We start from the raw sequence: 18,454 nt of genomic DNA on the forward strand, positions 1-18,454 counted from the left end.
TCCAGCTTCAGCACTAATGGATTAGGGCCGACCCTCGATCAATGGCACTGCACGACCAGACCCGCAAGGCCGTATCCGGAGACAATGTCGAGATCGCCTCCCGGCTGCTTGCCTGGTACGACGCGCATCACCGCGACTTGCCCTGGCGCGTTTCACCGCGCGCGCTGGCGGGCGGGGCGCGGCCCGATCCCTATCTGGTCTGGCTTTCCGAGGTGATGCTGCAGCAAACCACGGTCGAGGCGGTAAAATCCTATTTTCGGGCGTTCGTGCAGAAATGGCCAACGGTCCAGGCGCTGGCGGCGGCACCGACCGAAGACGTCATGAAGGCCTGGGCCGGGCTCGGCTATTATTCCCGCGCCCGTAACCTCAAAGCCTGTGCCGATCTCGTCGCGCGGCAAGGCGGCCGCTTTCCGGACAGCGAGTCCGCCTTGAAGGAACTGCCCGGCATCGGCGCCTATACGGCGGCGGCGATCGCAGCGATCGCCTTCGACCGACCAGCCGCGGTCGTCGACGGCAATGTCGAACGGGTCGTCTCACGGCTGTTTTCGATCGCCACGCCGCTGGGCGAGGCCAAGGGCGAGATACGCGGCCAGGTCGAACGCATGGTTCCCCCGACAAGGCCCGGCGACTTCGCGCAGGCGATGATGGACCTGGGCGCGACGATCTGCACGCCGCGACGGCCCCGCTGCATGCTCTGCCCCGTTCGCGAGAATTGCAGCGCCACGATCTCGGGCGACCCCGAACGCTTTCCGGTCCGCCTGCCCAAGGCCGAAAGACCCTTACGCCGCGGTGCCGCCTTCGTTGCCGTCAGGTGCGACGGCGCCATCCTTCTGCGCAAGCGCGCGGACAAAGGCCTGCTCGGCGGCATGACTGAGGTGCCGACGACCGGCTGGACGGCGCGCATAGACGGCGCTACCACGGAAGCGGCGGCCCCGCTCCCCGGCAACTGGCAGCAGGCCGGACGCATCGGCCATATCTTTACCCATTTTGCGCTTGAACTCGACGTGTTCAAGGCGGAGACCGACGTTGCCGCCCCGGTCGGGCATTTCTGGTCGCTGGCCCATGAAATTTCCGGGGAAGCGCTGCCGAGCGTCATGAAAAAGGTAATCGAAGCGGCGATACCGGGCGCGACGAAAAAGCAGCGGCCGCGTTGAAAGAGAGAAGAATGACTGAAATCCGCCACATCGTTTTCGACATCGGCAAAGTGCTGATCCACTATGATCCGGACCTGCCCTTCAGTCGCTTGATCCCCGATCCCGACGAACGGAAATGGTTCTTCGACAATGTCTGCACGCATGATTGGAACATCGAGCAGGATCGCGGCCGCAGTTGGGAAGAGGCCGAAGCGCTGGCGATCGCGCAATATCCCGAGCACGCCGAAAATATCCGCAATTTCCGCCGGCACTGGCACGAGATGGTGCCTCACGCCTATGAGGACAGCGTCGCCATCATGATCGGCCTGATCGACAGCGGCCATGACGTGACGATGCTCACCAATTTCGCTGCAGATACGCTCGCCGAGGCCCGCGAGCGCTTCGATTTCCTCAATCGGCCGCGCGGCGTCACCGTTTCCGGCGACATCCGCCAGATCAAGCCGGATCGCGCCATCTATGACCACCACGTCGCCGCGTTCAGCCTCGAGCCGTCAGCGACGCTGTTCATCGACGACAGCCAGAAGAACGTCGACGGCGCCAAGGCGGCGGGCTGGCAGTCGGTGCTGTTCACCGATGCAAAGACGCTCAGGGCGGACCTTGAGAGTCTTGGGATCAAAGTGTGATTTGAATCGGTTCCAGGAGTTGGTTGAGCCTTCGCATTAACCGATCTGCCGCAACTCGGAAGCCGTCAGGCGCCCGCCCGCTCCATGCCTAGCCGAGCAATGCGGCGAAGCTCGTCGATCGGGGTCAGGCCGCCGCTGCGCTCATAATGCCAGAAGGTCCATCCGTTGCAGGCGTCCAGCCCCTGCACCTCGGCGCCGATCTTGTGGATCGACCCGGCACTGTCGCCGATGGCCAGCGTGCCGTCGGCGCGCACTTTTGCCGCCCAGCGCTTCTTGGCGTCGTAGAGCGTGGCGCCTGGCGCCACCAGGCCATTGTCGAGAAGGGTGACGAAGGCGACGCGCGGCTCGGCGCGCTTGCCGGTCAGTACCGTCAAATTGGCGCCTTCCAGCGGCCGGACCGCATCGATACGTTCCATGGCGGCATCGATATAGGTTTGTTCGCGCTCGATGCCGACGAAGTGGCGGCCAAGCCGCTTGGCCACAGCCCCGGTGGTGCCTGAACCGAAGAACGGGTCGAGCACGATGTCGCCCGGCCTGGTCGATGCCGTCATGACGCGGGCAAGCAACGCTTCCGGCTTCTGCGTCGGATGCAATTTGTCACCATTGTCGTTCTTCAGGCGCTCGCCGCCGGTGCAGATCGGAAACAGCCAGTCCGAGCGCATCTGGACGTCGTCGTTCGACGCCTTCAGCGCCTCGTAGTTGAATGTGTAACCCTTGCCCTTCTGGTCGCGCGATGCCCAGATCATCGTCTCATGCGCGTTCTGGAAACGGCGGCCACGGAAATTCGGCATTGGATTGGTCTTGCGCCAGACGACGTCGTTGAGGATCCAGAAGCCCAGGTCCTGCATCTTGGCGCCGACCCTGAAAATATTGTGGTAGGAGCCGATAACCCAGATCGTGCCGTTGGGCTTCAACACACGGCGCGCCGCCAGCAGCCAGGCGCGGGTGAAGGCGTCGTAGGCCTCAAAACTGTCGAACTGGTCCCAATGGTCGTCGACGGCATCGACCTTGGATTGATCGGGCCGGTGCAGATCGCCATCGAGCTGCAAATTATAGGGCGGATCGGCGAAGATCACGTCGATCGACTTTTCCGGCAGCCGTTCGAGCGCGGCGACGCAGTCGCCCTTCAGGATCGTATCCAGCCACTCGGATTGCTGGGGAACATCGGAAAGCTCGTCGAGAAGACGCACGGCAGACATTGTGACACCCAAGGCACGCGTTACTGTTTACTGTCCGTTATGGTTACCGATCAGCGTAAATATTCAGTGAAGCAGCCCGCCGAATTTGCGAAGCCCGGCCTGTTGGTGTATGCCGCGCCGCCTGAGCCGTTTGGACCAAAAAGCCCTCGGCATTCCCTTCATCCCGCTTTCCGGATCACCATGCCCCAGCCAGACCTTGTCATCTTCGATTGCGACGGCGTGCTCGTCGATTCCGAAATCATCGCCGCGCGGATCGATGCCGAGCTGTTGACCTCGGCCGGCTACGAGATATCGGCCGAGGAGATTTCCGAGGTCTATGCCGGGTTGACTTTCAAGGACATCATGATGCGGGTCGAGGAAAAGTCCCGGATCCCGTTCCAGGCCTCGCTGATCGACAAGGAGGAACAGCTGGTCGATCGTAGGCTGCGCAGCGACGTGCGTGCCATCGACGGGGCGCACGAGGCTGTCGCCGCGGTAGCAGTGCCGCGCTGCGTCTGTTCGAATTCGCGCTCGGAGCGGATCGAATTCATGCTGGAGAAGGTGCAGCTTTTGCCGTTCTTTGCCGGCCGTATCTTTTCCTCGCTGGAAACTCCGACCGGGAAAACCAAGCCGGCGCCGGACGTGTTTCGGTTCGCCGCGGAAAAGCTCAAGGCCGATCCTGCGAACACCTTTGTCATCGAGGATTCGGTGCATGGCGTCACCGGCGCCAAGACGGCGGGAATGCGCGTCATCGGCTTCACCGGCGCGGCGCACAGCTATCCCGGCCACGCCGATGCGCTGACCGAGGCCGGCGCGGAAACGGTCATCCGCCGCTGGGCGGAGCTGAAAAGCGTGATCGCCGCGCTGTCGGAATGGTCGGCGGACGCCTGAGAGGCCGCCTCCAACCGCCGTGGCACGAATGCAGCGGCTTAGTTGGTCGCGGCGGCTTTCTTCTTCCTCGGCTTGTCTGTCGCTACTTTCGGAGCGCCCTCGTCATACCCGGCATATGCCTGGTAGTCCTTCGCCGTCGGCTCCGGAACGACGACGTTGGAATCGGTGAAGACGAACTGCGTGGCACTCGAAGGATCGGTAACCTGGACCTGATAGGAGTGAAGCTGCGAATAGAGAACTTCGGTGCCGTGCATCACCGCGATGCGGATCGGCATGGTGATGGTCCCGGGGGTGAACATCGGGCCAGGCACGACCTTGCCGGCGACGGCTATCTTCATCGACAAGGAGCCGTTGGCGCGGCTGCAGTCGCGGGTCACATCGGTGATCGAAGCCTGATAGATGATCTTGGCGGAATCGTCCGGCTGATCGACGCCTGCCGCGTCCGCTGCCGGCTGGGCGGCTTCCTCGGCGGCAACATCGGTTTTTTTCTTCGGCTTCGGACCGCTCTTGGCGTAGGTATTGAAGAAGGCGGTGCCGTCACGCAACGTCACTTTCGGGCAATAGGCCTGCAGCTGGCTGGAAAGCACCTTGGGATCGGGTGGCGGTGGCGGTGTCGCATCCTTTTTGCCGAAGCCGAGAATTCCATTGTCGCTCGATTGGCAACCTGCGGCGGCAAGCATAAAGCCGGTGAGCGCCACACCCGCGACAAAACGACCGTTGAATGAATGAAACGCCATGGACTGCACTTCCCTCTCGCAAAGCCGGTGACGTATATCAACCGCGCGGCAAAAATGCGACTGATCCAGCGCAGAAATCCACCACCTCGCGGCGGGCGAAAATTCCCGGCAGCAATGGAAACTTGACGATGCAATATGTGAGTACCCGCGGGGAAGCGCCCGCGCTTGGATTTTCCGACGCGGTGCTGGCCGGACTGGCGCGCGACGGCGGGCTCTACCTGCCGAGCGCCTGGCCGCATTTTTCCGCAGCCGAGATCCGCGCCATGCGCGGCCTTGCCTATCCCGATCTTGCCATCCGCGTGCTGTCGCCGTTCCTCGGCGGCGAGATCGCGGCGCCGGTGTTCGAACGGCTGGTGCGCGAAGCCTATGCAACCTTCCGCCATGAGGCCGTCTGCCCGCTGGTGCAGACCGGGCCGAACAGCTTCGTGCTCGAGCTCTTCCACGGCCCGACGCTCGCTTTCAAGGACGTGGCGATGCAGCTTCTTGCACGGCTGATGGACCATGTGCTGGCCGAGCGTGACCAGCGCGCCACCATTGTCGGCGCCACCTCCGGCGACACCGGAGGGGCCGCCATCGATGCCTTTGCCGGGCGCAACCGCACCGACATCTTCGTGCTTTTCCCGCACGGCCGCGTCTCGCCGGTACAGCAGCGGCAGATGACGACCTCGACCGCCGCAAACGTCCATGCGTTGGCGATCGAAGGCAATTTCGACGACTGCCAGAGCCTGGTAAAGGACATGTTCAACGACCACGGTTTTCGTGACCGGGTATCGCTGTCCGGCGTCAACTCGATCAACTGGGCCCGCATCATGGCCCAGATCGTCTATTATTTCTCCTCCGCGCTGTCGCTCGGCGCGCCCGACAGGCCGGTTTCCTTCACCGTGCCGACCGGCAATTTCGGCGACATCTTCGCCGGCTATGCCGCCAAGAAGATGGGGCTGCCGATCGAACGGCTGATCATCGCCACCAACGACAACGATATTCTGGCGCGCACGCTGGCAACCGGCGAATACCGCATGAAGGGGGTCTTTTCGACCACGTCCCCCTCGATGGACATCCAGGTGTCTTCGAACTTCGAACGCTTGCTGTTCGAAGCGTCCGGCCGCGATGCCTCGGCCGTGCGGCGCTACATGAACGGACTCAAGCAGTCCGGCGCCTTCACCATCGAGGCCGGCGAAATCGCCAAGATCCGCTCCGAATTCGACGCCGGCCGCGCCACCATGGACGAGGTCGCCGCCACCATCCGCACCACACTTGCGGCGAGCGGCTATCTGCTCGACCCGCATACCGCCGCGGCCGTGCATGTGGCCGCCGGCAAGGCTGCGGGTGAGGTGCCGATGGTGGTGCTGGGCACTGCGCACCCGGCAAAGTTTCCCGCCGCCGTCGAAGCCGCCAGCGGCGTGTCGCCTGCCCTGCCTGCATGGCTAGGCGGGTTGATGAGTGCCGAGGAAAAATACACGGTACTTCCATCCGACCTGAAAATGGTGGAAGATTATCTCGGCCGCCACACGCGGGCGGCGCGTTAGGGAGTAATTGCCATATGGGTGTTGAGGTAAGCCGTCTGTCGAACGGCCTGACAGTCGCCACCGAAACCCTTCCAAGCCTCGAATCTGTTGCCCTTGGCGCCTGGGTCAAGTCGGGCGCACGCAACGAGCGTGACGAAGAGCACGGAATGGCGCACTTGCTCGAGCACATGGCTTTCAAGGGCACCAGTCGGCGAAGCGCCTTCGAGATTGCCTCGGAGATCGAGGACGTCGGCGGCGAGATCAATGCCGCCACCAGCGTCGAGACGACCTCCTATTATGCAAGGGTTCTGAGCGACGACGTGCCGCTGGCCGTCGATATCCTTTCCGACATCCTGCAGGAATCCGAATTCGATCCGCAGGAGTTGGAACGAGAGCAGCATGTGATTCTGCAGGAGATCGGCGCCGCGCACGATACGCCCGACGACGTCGTTTTCGATCACTTTACCGAGACCGCCTTCCGCCACCAGACTATCGGCCGCTCGATTCTTGGCACGCCGGAAACCGTCAAATCCTTCACTTCGAAGCAGCTGCACGACTTCATCGAACGACAGTACGGCGCCGAGAACATGGTGATGGTGGCGGCCGGCGATATCAAGCACGACGATTTCGTGCGCGAGGTCGAAAAGCGTCTCGGCAGCTTCCGCGGCAAGGCCGACGGCACCATCCCGCAATATGCGCAGTATGTCGGCGGCGATTTTCGCGAGGACCGCGACCTGATGGACGCGCAGATCGTGCTGGGTTTCGAGGGCCGCGCCTATCACGTCCGCGATTTCTACGCCTCCCAGGTCCTGTCGATGATCCTGGGCGGCGGCATGTCGTCGCGGCTTTTCCAGGAAGTCCGCGAGAAACGCGGCCTGTGCTATTCGGTCTACGCCTTCCATTGGGGTTTTTCCGACACCGGCGTCTTCGGGGTCCATGCGGCGACCGGACAAAGCGATATTGCCGAGCTGGTGCCTGTGATCATCGACGAGCTGCAAAAGGCCGGTGAAAACATCCTGCAGGAGGAGCTCGACCGGGCGCGTGCGCAGTACCGCGCCGGGCTGATCATGTCGGCCGAGAGCCCGGCCAGCCGCGCCTCGCAGATCGCCAGGCAGTTGCTTCTGTTCGGCAGGCCGATAGCCAAGGAAGAGTTGATGGAGCGGCTGTCGGCGCTGACGGTCGAGCGGCTGACGGACCTGTCGTCGCGGCTTTTTTCGACCAAGCCGACGCTTACAGCCGTCGGGCCGGTGGGTACGCTCGCGCCCTATGAGGCGATCCTCGATTCGCTTTCGGGCACGCAGACCACTGCCCGCAAGCTCGCCGTCTAAGCCTACTCGAGCGTCGTGTTCGCGCTCCCTTTCTTTCGCCGCGACCTGCCGGCACTGAAGGGCGAGCTTGTCACGCTGCGCGTACCGCTGACCAACGACTATCGCGAGTGGTCGGTGCTGCGCAGTGAAAGCCGCGCCTTCCTTGAGCCGTGGGAGCCGCGATGGACCCCTGACGAACTCGACCGCACGGCGTGGCGGCATCGTATCGGGCGCTACCGCGAGGACTACGCGCAGGGGACGGCGATCGCCTTCTTCATCTTCGAGAAAAGCAGCGGCAAGCTGGCCGGCGGTATCACCCTCGGCAATATCCGCCACGGGGTCGCCCAAAGCGGCCATATCGGCTACTGGATCGGCGAGCGCTTCAGCGGACGCGGCCTGATGACCGATGCCGTAAGAGTGGTGACGCGTTTCGCCTTCGAAACGCTGCGATTGCACCGGATCGAAGCTGCCTGTATTCCCGACAACGCCCGGTCGATCCGCGTGCTTGAAAAAGCCGGATTCCGGCGCGAAGGACTGCTACGATCCTATCTCAGGATCAACGGCATCTGGCAGGACCATTACCTATACGCCCGAATCGCGGACGATCCGCCGGGCGTTGGAACAAAGGGCTGATTTTGACGAATTTTCTGCGCAAGGGGTCGCTGCTTGCCTTTATGCTGGCGGCAATCGTCACGCTCTGCGCGGCGTCCTCGGCCTTTGCCGTAGAACCGATCAAGATCGCCCGCGACGACGTTGCGCTCGATCTTTCGGGGGCCGTCTTGATCTACCGGAACCAGGGCGAGAATTTTCAGGTGTCGACCGCGCCAGGCCCGGACGGCATCGTGCGGCGCATCGAGGTCGAGGCAAATGATGCGCGCTCGAGCGGTGACTGGGCGGTGTTCGCGCTGGCCAATACCACCGACCAGCAGCTCGACAGGCTGATTGTCGCACCGCATTTCCGGCTGGTAAATTCCGGCCTGTTCTGGCCGGATCTCGGCTCGACCCGTATCGCCGCGATCACGCCCAGCGAAGGCTTTGCGCTCGACCGCCAGACCAGCCCCGACGCCGACGTCTTCCGGGTCACGCTGAACCCGGGAACGGTGATTACCTTCATCGCCGAGCTTGCCTCGCCCAAGCTGCCGCAGGTCTATCTGTGGGACCCTGAATCCTATAAGGATTCGGTCAATTCCTACACGCTGTTTCGTGGCATCGTCATCGGCATTGCCGGCCTGCTGGCGCTGTTCCTGACCATCCTTTTCGTCGTCAAGGGGACCTCGATGTTCCCGGCAACGGCGGCCCTAGCCTGGGCGGTGCTTGCCTATATCTGCGTCGATTTCGGCTTTCTCAACAAGATCATAGAGATCTCACCGGGCAATGAGCAGATGTGGCGCGCCGGAACGGAGGTGGCGCTCGCGGCGACCTTCGTGGTGTTCCTGTTTGCCTATCTCAATCTCAACCGGTGGCACGGCCATTTCAGCTACGGCGCGCTGGTCTGGATTCTCGGGCTGGTGCTGATCGCCGGTGTCGCCATCATCGATCCGGCGGTTGCCGCTGGCATTGCCAGGCTGTCCTTCGCCGCCACCGCGCTGACCGGGCTCGGCCTGATCATCTTCCTCGGTATCCGCGGTTACGACCGCGCCATCATGCTGGTGCCCAGTTGGGTGATGGTTCTGCTGTGGCTATGCGGATCGTGGATGGCGATCACCGGCATGCTGGACAACGATATCGCCCAGCCGGCGCTGGGCGGCGGGCTGATCCTCATCATCCTGCTGATCGGCTTCACGGTGATGCAGCACGCTTTTGCCGGCGGCGCCCTGCATCAGGGCCTGTTCTCCGATCTCGAGCGCCAGGCGCTGGCGGTTGCCGGATCGGGCGATACCGTGTGGGACTGGGACGTGCTGCGCGACCGCGTCGTCACTCGTCCCGACGTCAGCATTCAGCTCGGCCTTGCCCCCAACAGTCTCGGCGGGCCCGCCCGCAACTGGCTGCCGGTGCTGCATGCCGACGACCGCGACACGTTTCGCACGACGCTCGACGTGGTGCTCGAGCACCGGCGCGGCCGGGTGTCGCAAAACTTCCGCCTGCGCGGCGCCGACGGGCACTATCACTGGTTTTCGCTGCGCGCCCGGCCGGTGATCGGCTCGGACGGCGAGGTCATCCGCTGCGTCGGCACCATGGTCGACGTGACGGAGCAGAAGAAGTCCGAGGAACGGCTGCTGCATGACGCCGTACATGACAATCTCACCGGCCTGCCCAACCGCGAGTTGTTCATGAACCGGCTGGAGGCGATCATTTCGATCGCCCGCACCGAAGAGAAGGTGCGCCCGACCGTCTTCGTCATCGACATCGACCGCTTCAAGCAGGTCAATGACGGGCTCGGCATCTCGGCCGGCGATACCATCCTTTTGACCATCGCGCGGCGGCTGCACCGGCTGCTCAAGCCGAAGGATTCGCTGTCGCGCTTTGCCGGCGACCAGTTCGCGCTGATGCTTTTGTCGGAGCAGGATCCGGCTCGCATCGCGGGCATTGCCGATGCCATCAAGCACGCCATCAACAACCCGATCACCTTCGCCAAGCGCGAGATCGTGCTGACCGCCTCGATCGGGCTGATCACCTGGACCGCCACGCAGACCTCAGCCGAGGACATGGTCAAGGATGCCGAGCTTGCCATGCATCAGGCCAAGCGCTTCGGCGGCGACCGGATCGAGCCATTCCGTCCCGCCTTCCGCACCGTCGGCACCGACCGGCTGCAGTTCGAGTCCGATCTGCGCCGCGCCATCGAACGACGCGAATTCACGCTTGCCTACCAGCCGATCGTGCGGCTGGAGGACGGCAGCGTCGCAGGCTTCGAAGCGCTGCTGCGCTGGGACCATCCGCGTCGCGGCATGATCCCGCCGGCTGATTTCATTCCGGTCGCCGAAAACTGCGGCCTGATCGTGCAGCTTGGGCTGTTCGCCATGCAACAGGCTGCCGAAGACCTGGCGGGATGGCAAAAGCAGATCGGCGATGCGCCGCTGTCGGTCTCGGTCAATCTGTCCAGCCGTCAGCTCATCCGCCGCGACCTGGTCAGCGACGTCCGCTCGGTGATCGCGCGAGCCAACCTGAAACCGCGCTGCTTCCGGCTCGAACTCACCGAATCGCTGGTGATGGACAATCCCGAGCAGACCGCCCATGTGCTGACCAAGCTGAAGCAGCTTGGCATCGGCCTGTCGCTGGATGATTTCGGCACCGGCTATTCATCGCTGGCCTATCTGACGCGCTTTCCATTCGACACCATCAAGATCGACAAGAGCTTCGTCGACGACGCGACGCCGAAACGTGCGGTGCTGCTCAAATCCATGGTCAATATGGCGCATGAACTCGGCCTGTCGGTTGTCGCCGAAGGCATTTCGGACGAGAGCGATGCGCTGGAGTTGCGGCAGATGGGCTGCGAGTACGTGCAGAGCTTCATGTTCGGCGCGCCGATGCCGGGCGACCAGGTGCTGAAGACGCTGAAGGAACAGTATCCGTTGACCCAAGCGTGACAAGTTTCAGGACGTAATGAGGTTCAGGCGTGACCGGCAGCCAGGCTGAGATGCGCGAGATCAATGCCGATCGAGGCGAGGATCCGGTCATATTTGCGATCGATGTCGGCGTCGAACAGAAGCTCGGCACTTGCCGGGCAAGTCAGCCAGCCATTCTCGACGATCTCGTTTTCAAGCTGGCCCGCACCCCAGCCGGCATAGCCAAGCGCCATCAGAGCCCGCCGGGGTCCGCGGCCGGAGGAGATGGCGCGCAATATGTCGACGGTCGCGGTCAGACAGACATCGTCGGACACGGCGAGCGAGGATTCCACCCGGTAGTCGCCCGAATGCAGAACGAAGCCGCGGCTACGATCCACCGGTCCGCCATTGCGCACGACGAAGTCGCGCGCCGGTGGCGGCAGGCGAATTGCCTCCAGCTCGTTCATGATGCCGAGTTGCACGAGCAGGTCCGGAAACAGCATCTGCTGCGTCTGGTTGATGATCAGCCCCATCGCGCCTTCGTCGCTGTGCGCGCAAATGTAGATGACAGAGCGCGTGAAGCGGTCATCCTTCATGCCGGGCATGGCAATCAGGAACTGATCGTCGAGAAAGCCGGGTCCTGCGGCCGTCCTTTTATGGCGCAACAAATCCATGGCCACAGCGTAACGCGTTTCCGGGGCGTCGAAAAGATGGGCGGCGCCCGATTTGATCAGGCTCGTAAATCGAAGGTCACGCAAATATGATGCCGGCGGCGTCATGAAATCATTGTGCGGCCATCAACAGACGATCAAATCATTGCCATGCAAAGCTTGAAAATCCTGCTGCTTGGCGTAGCCATTGGATCGGCGACCGGCCTCCCCGCCTCAGCCTCCTCATCGGCCTGGTACAACAGCGAAGGCGGCAGGGTGCGGCTGGTGACGAGCGGCAAGGCCGATGAGGCCGGGCGTCTCCAGGGCGTCCTCGACATTGCGCTGAAGCCCGGCTGGAAGACCTATTGGCGCGATCCGGGCGATGCGGGCGTGCCGCCACAGATCGACGTCTCGGCCAGCACCAACATTGCCGACGCGACGCTTTCGTTTCCGCCGCCGCAGCGCCACGACGACGGCTACGGCAAATGGGCCGGCTACGACCACCCCGTTTCGTTGCCGGTGACGTTCACGCTTGCCGCGCCCGGCCAGCCGGCCGTCATCGATGCGGACATTTTCCTCGGCATCTGCGAAACCATCTGCATCCCGGTGCAGACAAGGCTGACCGTCGATCCCGGCGCCGATCCGGACAACGCCGAGGACGCGGCACTGGTCAAGGCAGGCCTTGCCACCCTGCCCGCCACGGCAACGCCCGATTTCGGCATAAACGTACTGCCGGGCGACCACGAAACGCTGATTGTCGAAGCGAGCTTTCCGGGCAGCCCCGAGGGCGCCGACTTCTTCGTTGCCGGCGAACGCGACTACATGTTCGGTGCCCCGGCACGCAGCGAAAAGGATGGCAAGCTGATCTTTACTGTGCCGATCCTCGACAGGCCGTCGACAACGCCAACCGATGGCGGCCTGCACTACACACTGACAAGTGCCGCAGGCGCGGTCGAAGGCCTGTTGCCATTCCCGTGATGCCAACGTCTGGACGGTTGCCGGGCGCGCCTTAATTCGCTATCGCAAGGACACTCCCTTCCATTTCCAAGCGAGGACCATCATGACGATCTCCGTTGGCGACAAACTGCCCGATGCGACCTTCAAGACAATGACCGCCGACGGTGCAAAGCCGATAACGACGGGCGAGCTATTCTCAGGAAAGAAGGTCGTGCTGTTTGGCGTTCCAGGCGCCTTCACGCCGACCTGCAGCAACAATCATCTGCCCGGCTACCTGGACAATTACGACGCCATCCTGGCGCGCGGCGTCGACACTATCGCCGTTGTCTCGGTCAACGATGTTCACGTTATGGGGGCCTGGGCCCGCTTCAGCGGCGGTGAAGGCAAAATCCTTTATCTTGCCGATGGCAATGGCGATTTCGCCAAATCCGTCGGCCTCGACGCCGACCTCTCCAGCGGCGGCATGGGGCTACGCTCGAAGCGTTTTTCGATGATCGTCGATGACGGCAAGGTCACCGCATTCAATGTCGAGACAAAGCCCGGCGTCGACGAATCCGGTGCGGCTCACATTCTCGGACAGCTTTCCGTCCTGGCGACAGCCTAGGCCAGGCACGGCAAAGGGCGCCTTCGAGCGCTCAACGTCCAAAGGACGCTGACTTTTGCATCGGCGCATGATCCTTCCGAAAGCCGACCCGGTTTTTCGGGACCATGCGTCGGCCCTTCGGGACTGCTTGCTTCTGGGGACCTCGATTATGTCTGACATCGTCTGGCGCAGCGTCGCGATCGGCATCGGCGCAACCGCGCTTATGGATGTCTGGGCGATTTTCCTGAACAAGGCGTTTGCTCAGCCGCGGCCGAACTGGGGGCTGGTCGGCCGCTGGGTCTGGCATCTCAGGGAAGGCAAGGTCTTCCATGACGACATTGGCGAGGCCTCGCCCTACCCGCATGAATCAGTACTTGGCTGGGCCTTTCATTATGCTGTCGGCATCGTCTACGGCGTCATACTGGTCGTGCTGGCCGGAACGGCCTGGCTCACCGCGCCGACCTTCCTGCCGGCTTTTATGCTCGGCATCGTCACCGTCGGCGCCGGGTGGTTTCTGCTGGCGCCCGGCATGGGCGCCGGCTGGGCCGCTTCGAAGCGGCCCAATCCGATGCAGGTCCGCGCCCTCAATCTTGTGTCGCATACGGTGTTTGCCATCGGACTGTTCGGCACCGCCCTTCTGATCCGCTGACACGCCAGTTCAACCGGATCAATAACTCTGGGTCGAGCGCCGAACCTTCTTGGCCGCCGATTGCCTGGAGTGGGTGCCTTCCTCCGGCGGCACGGACGCGAGCACGGGTTTCGCCGACTTCGTCTTGAATGGCGCCATGCCGAGCCGCGCCAATTCGTCGGCGCGCTCGTTCTCGGGATGGCCGGCGTGGCCCTTGACCCAATGCCAGGTGACCTGGTGGCGGTTGCGCGCAGCGTCGAGCTGCTGCCACAGCTCGGCATTCTTCACCGGCTGCCTGGCGGCCGTCTTCCAGCCGTTGCGCTTCCAGCCGTCGATCCAGCCGAAAATGCCGTCCTTGACGTAGTTGCTGTCGGTATAAAGATCGACGACGCAAGGCTCCTTGAGCGCATTGAGCGCCGAGATGGCCGCCAACAACTCCATGCGGTTGTTGGTGGTCAGAGCCTCGCCACCATGGAGCTCCTTGATTGCGCCGTTGAAGCGCAGGATTGCGCCCCAGCCGCCAGGCCCGGGATTGCCCGAACAGGCACCATCGGTGAAGATTTCAACGCGCTTGGTCATGTCAGTCCATATTCGGAAGGAGAGTTGATCGCCCGGTGGAAGCGCATCCGGCGGATATACTCGGTCGGGTCGCGTTTCATCACCAGGCCGCCGTCCGGGACCGTCAGCCAGTCGTAGAGCCGGGTCAGCATGAAGCGCAGCGCCGAACCGCGCGCCAGCATCGGCAGCGCAGCTTTCTCGTCACTGCTCAACGGCCGCACGCTTTGGTAGCCGGCAAGCAGCGCCGTGCCCTTGGTCAGATTGAAGGAAAAATCCTTCTCGAAGCACCAGGCGTTCAGGCACGTGGCAACGTCATAGGCATAGAGGTCGTTGCAGGCGAAATAGAAGTCGATCAGCCCGGACAGTTTCTCGCCGAGGAAAAACACATTGTCCGGGAAAAGATCAGCATGGATGATGCCTTGCGGCAGACCGTTCGGCCAGTTCCGCTCGAAATCGGCGAAATCGGCATCGACCTCGGCCGCCAGTCCCGGCTCGACCTCGTCGGCGCGGGCGCGGGCGGCATTCCACAGCTTGCGCCAGCCATCGATGGCAAGGGCGTTGGGGCGGGTCATCGGAAAATCCGCGCCGGCGAGATGCAGTGCCGCCAGCGCCTTGCCGACCTCGCCGCAATGTGCAGCCGTCGGCCGCCGCAGCGACAGGCCTTCGAGAAAGGTGATGATGACCGCCGGCCGGCCGGCAAGTGTTCCGATCACGCCGCCATCATGTGCGGTGACCGGGAGCGGACACGAGATGCCCTTTCTGGCGAGGTGGGCCATGAGGCCGAGAAAGAACGGCAGGTCAGCCTTGTCGACGCGCTTCTCGTAAAGCGTCAGGATGTAGGAGCCGCTGCTGGTGTGCAGCAGAAAATTCGAGTTTTCGGTGCCTTCGGCGATGCCCTTGTAGGACAAGAGGTCGCCGACCGGATAGTTCCTGAGGAATGCGCCGAGCTCGCCCTCGTTGACGTCGGTGTAAACCGCCATCGTTGCTACGCGGCCCCGTTGACGAAGGCCATGTCGGCAGCCGTCAGTTCGACATCGCGCAACACCCGCATCACCGGAAAGTCCTCCGTCTCCGTCGCCGTCACGGCCAGCTCGATGGTCACGTCGAAGCGCTGCCTGAACGCATCGACGATCTCGTCGACGATGATCTCCGGCGCCGAGGCGCCCGCCGACAGGCCGAGCGTCGAAATGCCGGCAATCTCATTCCACGGAATTTCGGAGGCGCGCTGCACGAGAAGCGACATCGAGGCGCCGGCGCGCTCGGCCACTTCGACCAGGCGCCGCGAGTTGGACGAGTTAGGTGCGCCGACAACCAGGAAGAGATCGGCGCCGGCCGCTGTTTCCTTGACCGCTTCCTGGCGATTGGTGGTGGCATAACAGATCGATTCCGCCGCCGGCGCGTGCAGCTCGGGAAAACGCTGCTGCAGGGCGCGGATGATACCGGCGGTATCCTCGACCGACAGCGTCGTCTGGGTGACGAAGCCGAGCGCTTGTGGGTCTGCGGGCACGAAGCTTGCGGCGTCGGCCTCGGTCTCGATCAGAGTTACCGCGCCGTCCGGCAACTGGCCCATTGTGCCGATCACCTCCGGATGCCCGGCATGGCCGATCAAGAGCACGTGGCGGCCAAGCCGCTGATGGCGCATCGCCTGCTTGTGGACTTTCGAGACCAGCGGGCAAGTCGCATCGAGATAGAACAGGTTGCGGGACTGGGCGTCGGCCGGCACCGATTTCGGCACGCCATGCGCCGAAAAGACGACCGGGCTCTGGCGATGCTCGGGCGGGATCTCGGAGAGCTCCTCGATGAACACCGCGCCGAGGCTTTGCAGCCCTTCGACGACGTAGCGGTTGTGCACGATCTCGTGGCGGACATAGACCGGCGCGCCGTATTTCTTCAGCGCCAGCACGACGATCTGGATGGCACGGTCAACGCCCGCACAGAAACCGCGGGGCTGGCAGAGCCGGATGGTCAGCGGCGGCTTTGTGTGAAGCATGATTGCATCTTACGCTGATTGTGGGCCGGTTGATCGGACTATGACTTCTGAGCTCAAGGCGCGAAATGAGGTGCGCGGCCCTGCCCTGTCAAGGGTAGTGGCGGCGATCATTGGTCTTTCGCCGGGCGGCGGAGCCAGGAGATCAGGACGCCGGCAAGGGCGGCGGCAAGGCCGTACCAGGTTATCGCATATTGCAGATGGCTGTTCGGCAGGTCGATGACGGTGACACCGCCAACCGGCAGCCCGCCGGGGTTGGGCGTGGCGTTCGCATCGATGAAGATCGGCACCAGCGCCGCACCTGTCGGCAGGCCGGCGCTCGAGGCCATCGCGTCACGGTCCTTCCAGTAGAAGATGTTCTTCTGCGGGTCATTGTCGGGAAGCATCATCGAGGGCTTGGCCGGCAGCGGGTTGCGGGCGAGCCCCGTCACCGTCACTTTGCCCGTTACCTGCCCCTGCGGCCGCTTGGCTGGATCCTTGAAATCGTAGGGCACGAAGCCGCGGTTGATCAGCACGAAACGGCCATCGTCGAGCTGCAGCGGCGTGAAAACGTCGAAACCGGACTGGCCTTCCCAGGTGGCGAGGAAATGCCGCTCGTCTTGATGCAGGAAAGTGCCGGTCACCATCACCGGCGTGTAGTCCACGTCGCCGGTGGCAGCAAACCGCTTTTCGACCTCGGCCAATGGTACAGGCGCCGAATGCGTACGCTGGTCGATCGTCTGGAGAAGGCCCTCTTTCCAGTGCAGGCGCTGAACCTGCCAGGTGCCGAGCGCCAGCAGGATCAAAAACACGACGATACCCAGGCCGAGCGCCAATGCGCGCTTGGGCCGCGACCGGCCGGCCACCGAACCTGATGCCTCGCTCATTCGCCGCGGTCCAGCCGGCCCTCGGCCGCCTTGTTGCGGTATTGCAGCGTCAGCAGCACGCCCTTGATCAGCCGGAGCGCCGCCAGGCAAAGCACCAGCGTCAGCGGAATCCACAGCAGCAGATGCAGCCAAAGCGGTGGATTGAGCGTCACCTCCATCCACAACGCCAGGCCGACGACGATGAAGCCGATGATCAGGATAACGAACACCGCCGGCCCGTCACCAGCATCGGCGAAAGAATAATCGAGGCCGCAATTGGTGCAGCGATTGCCGACCGTGAGGAACCCGGAGAACAGCTTGCCCTCGCCACAGCGGGGGCAGCGGCCATGCAAGCCGGCCGAGATCGGATCGATTGGTGGCCAGATCGCCTTGTCGTCGCTCATGGGATCATCCTAGGAGCATTTGCCGCAAAAGATAAGGCGGCCACGTCGCCGCAGCCGCCTTGTCGATTTCCTCAGTTCGATCTCAGTGCGGTTCGATCATCGCGCCGTTCGATGCCCAGACGTAGATCGAGGCAAACAGGAACAGCCACACCACGTCCACGAAGTGCCAGTACCAGGCGGCGGCCTCGAAGCCGAAATGCTGCTTGGGCGTGAAGTCGCCCTTTATGGCGCGGATCAGGCAGACCAACAGGAAGATCGTGCCGATGATGACGTGGAAACCATGGAAGCCGGTCGCCATGAAGAAGGTGGCGCCGTAGATCGAATCCCTGAAGCCGAACGGCGCGTGCATGTACTCGTAGGCCTGCACCATGGTGAACAGCATGCCGAGGCCGACGGTCAGCACCAACCCATTGATCAGGCCCTTGCGGTCGCCGTGGATGAGCGAGTGGTGCGCCCAGGTCACCGTGGTACCCGACAGAAGCAGGATGACGGTGTTGTAGAGCGGCAGATGGAAGGGGTCGAGAACTTCGAGGCCCTTGGGCGGCCAGACGCCGCCGGTGAAGGCGGTACGGGCGTATTGATGGACCTCGCCCGGAAACAGGCTGGCGTCGAAGAAGGCCCAGAACCAGGCGACGAAGAACATCACCTCGGAGGCGATGAACATGATCATGCCGTAGCGCAGATGCAGCGACACGACACGGGTGTGGTGTCCCTCATGCGCCTCCTTGATCGTATCCGACCACCAGGCGAACATCGTGTAGATGACGATCAGCAGGCCGATGAAGAACAGCCATGGATTGGCGACATTGAAACCGAAGATCGGGAAATCGCCGCCCTTGAGGTATTGCATGTAACAGACGCCGCCGAACGCGGTCACCAGCGCCCCGACGGAGCCCAGGAACGGCCACGGGCTCGGGTCGACGAGGTGGTAGTCATGTTGTGGTTTTGCGTGTGCGTCTGCCATA

The 18,454-nt window shown here is 63.1% G+C and carries 19 protein-coding genes; 10 read left to right on the forward strand and 9 right to left on the reverse strand.

Going from position 1 to position 18,454, the window contains the following annotated elements; all coding sequences use genetic code 11:
- The first annotated feature begins 41 nt into the window (after positions 1 to 41).
- A complete protein-coding gene (gene mutY / locus NKH33_RS00915; protein ID WP_352470641.1) occupies positions 42 to 1,154 on the forward strand; it encodes an A/G-specific adenine glycosylase in 1,113 nt (370 codons plus the stop codon).
- Positions 1,155 to 1,165: 11 nt separating this feature from the next.
- The gene (locus NKH33_RS00920) at positions 1,166 to 1,777 is read left to right on the forward strand and encodes an HAD family hydrolase (RefSeq protein ID WP_352470642.1); all 612 of its coding nucleotides are present in this window, start codon (positions 1,166 to 1,168) and stop codon (positions 1,775 to 1,777) included.
- 65 nt (positions 1,778 to 1,842) lie between these two features.
- On the opposite strand, the gene NKH33_RS00925 is transcribed toward NKH33_RS00920, so the two are convergent.
- The gene (locus NKH33_RS00925; protein ID WP_352470643.1) at positions 1,843 to 2,976 is read right to left on the reverse strand and encodes a site-specific DNA-methyltransferase; all 1,134 of its coding nucleotides are present in this window, start codon (positions 2,974 to 2,976) and stop codon (positions 1,843 to 1,845) included.
- Between the two features lie 180 nt (positions 2,977 to 3,156).
- Here NKH33_RS00925 and NKH33_RS00930 point away from each other — a divergent pair, with 180 nt between their 5' ends.
- The gene (locus tag NKH33_RS00930; RefSeq protein WP_254818468.1) at positions 3,157 to 3,846 is read left to right on the forward strand and encodes an HAD family hydrolase; all 690 of its coding nucleotides are present in this window, start codon (positions 3,157 to 3,159) and stop codon (positions 3,844 to 3,846) included.
- 38 nt (positions 3,847 to 3,884) lie between these two features.
- Here NKH33_RS00930 and NKH33_RS00935 read toward each other — a convergent pair whose 3' ends face one another.
- Positions 3,885 to 4,583 carry a hypothetical protein gene (locus NKH33_RS00935; protein ID WP_352540096.1) on the reverse strand — a complete coding sequence of 233 codons (699 nt, stop codon included), beginning with the start codon at positions 4,581 to 4,583 and terminating at the stop codon, positions 3,885 to 3,887.
- Between the two features lie 128 nt (positions 4,584 to 4,711).
- On the opposite strand from NKH33_RS00935, the gene thrC reads away from it, so the two are divergent.
- The 4 genes from thrC to NKH33_RS00955 are packed head-to-tail and all read left to right on the forward strand — an operon-like array spanning position 4,712 to position 10,919.
- Positions 4,712 to 6,109 carry a threonine synthase gene (thrC, locus tag NKH33_RS00940; protein ID WP_352540097.1) on the forward strand — a complete coding sequence of 466 codons (1,398 nt, stop codon included), beginning with the start codon at positions 4,712 to 4,714 and terminating at the stop codon, positions 6,107 to 6,109.
- A 14-nt stretch (positions 6,110 to 6,123) separates the two neighbouring features.
- The gene (locus tag NKH33_RS00945; RefSeq protein ID WP_352470646.1) at positions 6,124 to 7,416 is read left to right on the forward strand and encodes a M16 family metallopeptidase; all 1,293 of its coding nucleotides are present in this window, start codon (positions 6,124 to 6,126) and stop codon (positions 7,414 to 7,416) included.
- Positions 7,417 to 7,431: 15 nt separating this feature from the next.
- Entirely contained in the window at positions 7,432 to 8,028 is a 597-nt protein-coding gene (locus NKH33_RS00950; protein ID WP_352470647.1) for a GNAT family N-acetyltransferase, read from the forward strand.
- A 2-nt stretch (positions 8,029 to 8,030) separates the two neighbouring features.
- On the forward strand, positions 8,031 to 10,919 hold the full coding sequence (locus NKH33_RS00955) for an EAL domain-containing protein (RefSeq protein ID WP_352470648.1): 2,889 nt from the start codon (positions 8,031 to 8,033) through the stop codon (positions 10,917 to 10,919).
- A 23-nt stretch (positions 10,920 to 10,942) separates the two neighbouring features.
- Here NKH33_RS00955 and NKH33_RS00960 read toward each other — a convergent pair whose 3' ends face one another.
- A complete protein-coding gene (locus tag NKH33_RS00960; RefSeq protein WP_031211061.1) occupies positions 10,943 to 11,551 on the reverse strand; it encodes a YqgE/AlgH family protein in 609 nt (202 codons plus the stop codon).
- 147 nt (positions 11,552 to 11,698) lie between these two features.
- On the opposite strand from NKH33_RS00960, the gene NKH33_RS00965 reads away from it, so the two are divergent.
- From NKH33_RS00965 to NKH33_RS00975, 3 genes are all read left to right on the forward strand, one after another.
- On the forward strand, positions 11,699 to 12,505 hold the full coding sequence (locus tag NKH33_RS00965; protein ID WP_352456894.1) for a protein-disulfide reductase DsbD domain-containing protein: 807 nt from the start codon (positions 11,699 to 11,701) through the stop codon (positions 12,503 to 12,505).
- An 82-nt stretch (positions 12,506 to 12,587) separates the two neighbouring features.
- A complete protein-coding gene (locus NKH33_RS00970; RefSeq protein WP_352540098.1) occupies positions 12,588 to 13,088 on the forward strand; it encodes a peroxiredoxin in 501 nt (166 codons plus the stop codon).
- Positions 13,089 to 13,236: 148 nt separating this feature from the next.
- The gene (locus NKH33_RS00975; protein WP_352470650.1) at positions 13,237 to 13,716 is read left to right on the forward strand and encodes a DUF2938 domain-containing protein; all 480 of its coding nucleotides are present in this window, start codon (positions 13,237 to 13,239) and stop codon (positions 13,714 to 13,716) included.
- An 18-nt stretch (positions 13,717 to 13,734) separates the two neighbouring features.
- Here NKH33_RS00975 and rnhA read toward each other — a convergent pair whose 3' ends face one another.
- The 6 genes from rnhA to NKH33_RS01005 all read right to left on the reverse strand — a co-directional run bounded on the left by rnhA (position 13,735) and on the right by NKH33_RS01005 (position 18,453).
- Positions 13,735 to 14,274 carry a ribonuclease HI gene (gene rnhA, locus NKH33_RS00980; RefSeq protein ID WP_352470651.1) on the reverse strand — a complete coding sequence of 180 codons (540 nt, stop codon included), beginning with the start codon at positions 14,272 to 14,274 and terminating at the stop codon, positions 13,735 to 13,737.
- Positions 14,271 to 15,233, reverse strand: a complete 963-nt coding sequence (locus tag NKH33_RS00985; RefSeq protein ID WP_352456890.1) for a homoserine kinase — start codon at positions 15,231 to 15,233, stop codon at positions 14,271 to 14,273. The genes rnhA and NKH33_RS00985 overlap by 4 nt, the downstream gene beginning before the upstream one ends.
- Positions 15,234 to 15,238: 5 nt before the next feature.
- Positions 15,239 to 16,243, reverse strand: coding sequence for a 4-hydroxy-3-methylbut-2-enyl diphosphate reductase (ispH, locus tag NKH33_RS00990; protein ID WP_254818458.1), 1,005 nt, complete (start codon positions 16,241 to 16,243; stop codon positions 15,239 to 15,241).
- Positions 16,244 to 16,350: 107 nt separating this feature from the next.
- Complete coding sequence (locus NKH33_RS00995; protein WP_352540099.1) at positions 16,351 to 17,106, reverse strand: SURF1 family protein; 756 nt, start codon at positions 17,104 to 17,106, stop codon at positions 16,351 to 16,353.
- A complete protein-coding gene (locus tag NKH33_RS01000; RefSeq protein WP_352470653.1) occupies positions 17,103 to 17,489 on the reverse strand; it encodes a DUF983 domain-containing protein in 387 nt (128 codons plus the stop codon). Before NKH33_RS01000 ends, NKH33_RS00995 begins: the two co-directional genes overlap by 4 nt.
- Positions 17,490 to 17,571: 82 nt before the next feature.
- Positions 17,572 to 18,453: a cytochrome c oxidase subunit 3 gene (locus NKH33_RS01005; protein ID WP_352449883.1), complete on the reverse strand. Its 882-nt coding sequence runs from the start codon at positions 18,451 to 18,453 to the stop codon at positions 17,572 to 17,574.
- Between the last annotated feature and the right edge of the window lies 1 nt (position 18,454).

The organism is Mesorhizobium sp. M1182 (assembly GCF_040318335.1).
Classification (GTDB): Bacteria; Pseudomonadota; Alphaproteobacteria; order Rhizobiales; family Rhizobiaceae; genus Mesorhizobium.